The sequence below is a fragment of the Candidatus Bathycorpusculum sp. genome (assembly GCF_009778815.1).
In the GTDB taxonomy this organism is placed as follows: domain Archaea; phylum Thermoproteota; class Bathyarchaeia; order Bathyarchaeales; family Bathycorpusculaceae; genus Bathycorpusculum; species Bathycorpusculum hydrogenotrophicum.
The window spans coordinates 1-3,805 of the sequence record NZ_WRFL01000111.1 but is presented as its reverse complement, the minus strand read 5'-3'; the positions used below and the strand labels follow the sequence as shown (position 1 = coordinate 3,805).

Annotated in this window: 5 protein-coding genes; 4 read left to right on the top strand and 1 reads right to left on the bottom strand. The window is 44.9% G+C overall.

Annotated elements, in window-relative coordinates; all coding sequences use genetic code 11:
• Positions 1 to 153 precede the first annotated feature (153 nt).
• Positions 154 to 684 carry a hypothetical protein gene (locus tag FWF39_RS12020; protein ID WP_343383676.1) on the top strand — a complete coding sequence of 177 codons (531 nt, stop codon included), beginning with the start codon at positions 154 to 156 and terminating at the stop codon, positions 682 to 684.
• A gap of 48 nt (positions 685 to 732) precedes the next feature.
• Here FWF39_RS12020 and FWF39_RS12015 read toward each other — a convergent pair whose 3' ends face one another.
• Entirely contained in the window at positions 733 to 966 is a 234-nt protein-coding gene (locus FWF39_RS12015) for an Lrp/AsnC ligand binding domain-containing protein (protein ID WP_343383675.1), read from the bottom strand.
• Between the two features lie 142 nt (positions 967 to 1,108).
• Between FWF39_RS12015 and FWF39_RS12010 the strand changes: the two genes are divergently transcribed.
• The 3 genes from FWF39_RS12010 (at position 1,109) to FWF39_RS12000 (ending at position 3,540) form a co-directional block, all read left to right on the top strand.
• On the top strand, positions 1,109 to 1,438 hold the full coding sequence (locus FWF39_RS12010; protein ID WP_343383674.1) for a hypothetical protein: 330 nt from the start codon (positions 1,109 to 1,111) through the stop codon (positions 1,436 to 1,438).
• 118 nt (positions 1,439 to 1,556) lie between these two features.
• Positions 1,557 to 3,203 carry a CTP synthase gene (locus tag FWF39_RS12005; protein WP_343383673.1) on the top strand — a complete coding sequence of 549 codons (1,647 nt, stop codon included), beginning with the start codon at positions 1,557 to 1,559 and terminating at the stop codon, positions 3,201 to 3,203.
• Between the two features lie 46 nt (positions 3,204 to 3,249).
• Positions 3,250 to 3,540: a hypothetical protein gene (locus FWF39_RS12000; RefSeq protein WP_343383672.1), complete on the top strand. Its 291-nt coding sequence runs from the start codon at positions 3,250 to 3,252 to the stop codon at positions 3,538 to 3,540.
• Positions 3,541 to 3,805 lie beyond the last annotated feature (265 nt).

Here is a 3,805-nt window from a genome sequence, read left to right as displayed (position 1 = left end):
GTCGGTTTGGGCGGCAGATCGAAATGGTTCGGGTAAGCAGATAGATTGGCATTTTACCACAAAACAAGCAAGAGGTAAACTAAAACATCTATATCCTAACTTATAATGCGGTCAAAGCAATACCCACATGGTTATAAAAGTTAAGTGGATACTATGCCGTTTTGCCGAAAATGTGGACGCCGTCTTCGCGAATATAGCAAAAAATGTACTGAATGTGGAACCTCAACAACTGCTGTAATTATCAATGTTAAAAAAGGTTCAACTAATCATCTCTTTAGAGACCCTGTTGCTCAAGCCAAACCAACAAAGGTTCCTCTTCCCGTTGACCCTATAACTCCTAAGGTTATCTCTCCCAAAAGTCCGTCTGTGATTAAAGCTAATCCTGTTTGTGTTCTAAAACCTGTTGTTCGAGTTGCACCTGCGGTACCTGTTGTTCCTGTGGTAGTCTATCCGCCGCATGAAATCATAAAAAGTAAGCTCTCTGTTGAAAAAGATATTGTTGCCAACCCCAAAGATTATGAGAAGCAGGTTTTTGAGTTTGACCTGCGATGTCCCCACGGGCATTTATGGCCTGAGGGTAATGCGCTCCCTGTCTCCAAAGGGGTGGCTTTCTGTCCTAAATGTGGCACCAAGCTAAGAAAACCTAAGCCAAAGCATCATCAAAGACATTACCACTCTTTCTAAGTTGTTGCTTTATTTTTCTAAGAGCATGGTTCTTAGTCGATTTGATGGTTAGTCTTCCATCATAATCAGTGTTAAGGTTGAGCGTACTCGGGTTAGGGTCCGCAGTTTATGGGTAACTAGGTCTTTGAGTTTTTCCATAGTGTCTGCTTTGACTTTGGTTATTATGTCATAAACACCATATGAGTAGTAGGCTTCTTCAACACCCTCGACTTTCCGTAGTTCTGTAACAACTTCTTCTTCTGCGCCTGATTCAACGTTGATTAATACAAAAGCTTGTGGCAATTGCAACACTCCGTTTACTCATTGTATAACTGCACCTTAATAGTCTTATGACAGATAAACCTGTCTCTTCATAGATTGACCTGATGTTTAACCAAAATTTTTATGTCTTTCCCCTTATGATTTAAATGCAGAGGCGAATTAGGTGGTTAATTGCATGCAATGCGGAGCATTCAATGCTGAGGGTAGCCTAAACTGTTCAAATTGTGGTGCCCCGCTGGTTGCCCAAAAAGCTGAAACCCGACCCTACAATCGCTATGTACAGTATCGATCCTACGGCGACGCAACACCCAAACGTGATCATAGTGGGTTAGGTCTGTTTATCATGGGTCTGCTTATCGTTCTCATAGGGGGTGTGGCACTGAGAGGATCTGTAGAATTCTGGACTTACTTCTGGCCAATCATACTCATCCTGCTTGGTGTTTGGGTTCTTATATTGGGAGTTCAACGTAGCCGCAAAACAGGTGAGCATTGATCAGTTAACCTGACTTTTTATTCAAATATTGCCCGCTGGATTGCACATTTTTCTAGCGTAGTACACAAAAGAGTTAAAAAGGCTCTTTATGAAAGGGTAAGTAATTGCGGGGATACAAATGGTTAAGTACATTTTCGTAACAGGCGGCGTTTTAAGCTCTGTCGGTAAGGGCATCTTAACTTCTTCTATCGGTAAAATGCTACAGGCGCGTTCCTTAAAACCAACTGTGGTCAAAATCGACCCCTATGTAAACATCGATGCAGGCACAATGAACCCCTACATGCACGGTGAAGTCTTTGTAACCGATGATGGCGGAGAAGCCGACCTAGACTTAGGCTGGTATGAGCGTTTCCTTGATCTTAGCCTAAAGCAAGACAACAACTTAACCACCGGAACCATCTACCGCTCAGTCATCGAGAAGGAACGTCATGGCGACTTTTTAGGTCGATGTGTCCAAATCGTTCCCCATGTCACTAACGAAATAAAAAACCGCATCAAATATGCCGGACGCTCCGTTAACGCAGACATCGTGTTAGTCGAAGTCGGAGGAACCGTTGGCGACATCGAAGGCCTGCCTTTCCTAGAAGCCATTCGACAGATGCGAGTCGAAGAAGGATACGAAAACACCCTCTATGTACATGTGGCTTTGGTACCCATTTTAGATGTTACCAACGAAATGAAAACCAAACCCCTCCAACACAGCGTCAATGAACTCCGACGCATCGGAATCCAGCCCGACATCATCGTGGCCCGAAGCCCCCAAATGATTGACGCTGAAACCCTGCGAAAAATTGCACTGTTTGGAACAATCCCTGAGAGCTCTGTTTTCTGCTCCTATAACGCTGAAACCGTATATCAGGTCCCCCTACTCTTAGATAAACAAGGTATGGGTGACTTTATCTGTCAACGATTAGGCTTCAAATGCGACACCAAAGACTTCGGCTCCTGGCAAACCTTTGTAGATGCCATGCTACACCCCGAACACGAAGTCAACATCGCGCTAGTCGGCAAATACGCCGGCCTAACTGACAGCTACGTAAGCATGACCGAAGCCCTCCGCCACGGCGGCGCCGCATGCAAAACCAAAGTCAACATCAGCTACCTCGAAGCAGAAAAATTCGAACGTGAACCCAACTGCGTAAAAGAACTCCAAAACTTCGATGGTGTCTTTGTACCTTATGGATTTGGACCAAGAGGCACCGAAGGCAAAATCGCCGCCACCAAATACAGCCGCGAAAACAACCTGCCCTTCTTAGGTATATGCTACGGCTTCCAACTAGCAGTTATCGAATTTGCACGCAACGTCGCCGGCCTAACCGACGCCAACAGCTCCGAAATCAACCCCGACACACCCTACCCCGTCATCGACTTGATGCCTGAACAACGCGGCATCGAAATCAAAGGCGCAACCATGCGCCTAGGCACCCACAAAATCCTACTTGAGAAAAACAGCCTAGCATACCAACTCTTTGGCCAACAAGAAATCCACGAACGCCACCGTCACCGCTTCGAAGTCAACCTCGACTATATTGATGTTCTCAAACAACACGGCCTACAATTCACCGGAAAAAGCAGCGACGGCCTGCGCATGGAAACAATAGAACTCCCCGACAAATACTTCTACTTCGCCTCCCAATTTCACGGCGAATTCAAAAGCCGCCCTGGACGACCCTCACCTGAATACTTTGGCTTCATATCCGCCTGTATAAACAAAAAACTCGGCAAACCCAAACCCTTCCCCAACAATAACTCCTCATTTCAGTAAAAGCTATAATGTCCAATTGACATGACACCTAAAGGATTGATATAGAATGGCAAGCGAAGGAAATTGGGACTCAACCAACTACTCCCAAAAAATGAAAGACGGCCAAAACGAACTCTTCGAACTCCAAACCCAACTCAACGATGTCATGATTAAATTCATACTACGTGCCCTGCGCGTCTACCAATCAACAAGACCTGAACCACTACGACCCGGCGAAATCGCACTACTGGTAAACAACGAACTCAAAAACGTACTCTACGACCTACAAGCCCAACCCAACCTCGACGCGCTAGCAAAAGCCGCTAAGGAAGCATGGGCAAATGAGCAAAAACCCTAACTGCTCAAACAACACTTTCTTTTAATAACCAAATTATCAAAAGCTCCCTTTATAACAACAGCATAGGTTGCTATCCAACCTATCCACAAATGTTTTGATATCTAACTGTTGAACACTTTGTTCGCATACTTAGCATTAAATCAAGAGAGTGTTGACCAATAGATATATTGTAGGGTGTGTTTATATTAATTCAGCCGGTGGCTGTTATGGTTGAATGTAAAAATTGTGGTTCTGAAAAAACAGTTAAAAGCGGGCAACTCCGCGG

Excerpts from the sequence above, each read along its gene's own strand:
- FWF39_RS12020 (WP_343383676.1), top strand. The coding sequence starts at position 154 with ATGCCGTTTTGCCGAAAATGTGGACGCCGTCTTCGCGAATATAGCAAA.
- FWF39_RS12005 (WP_343383673.1), top strand. The coding sequence starts at position 1,557 with ATGGTTAAGTACATTTTCGTAACAGGCGGCGTTTTAAGCTCTGTCGGT.
- FWF39_RS12000 (WP_343383672.1), top strand. The coding sequence starts at position 3,250 with ATGGCAAGCGAAGGAAATTGGGACTCAACCAACTACTCCCAAAAAATG.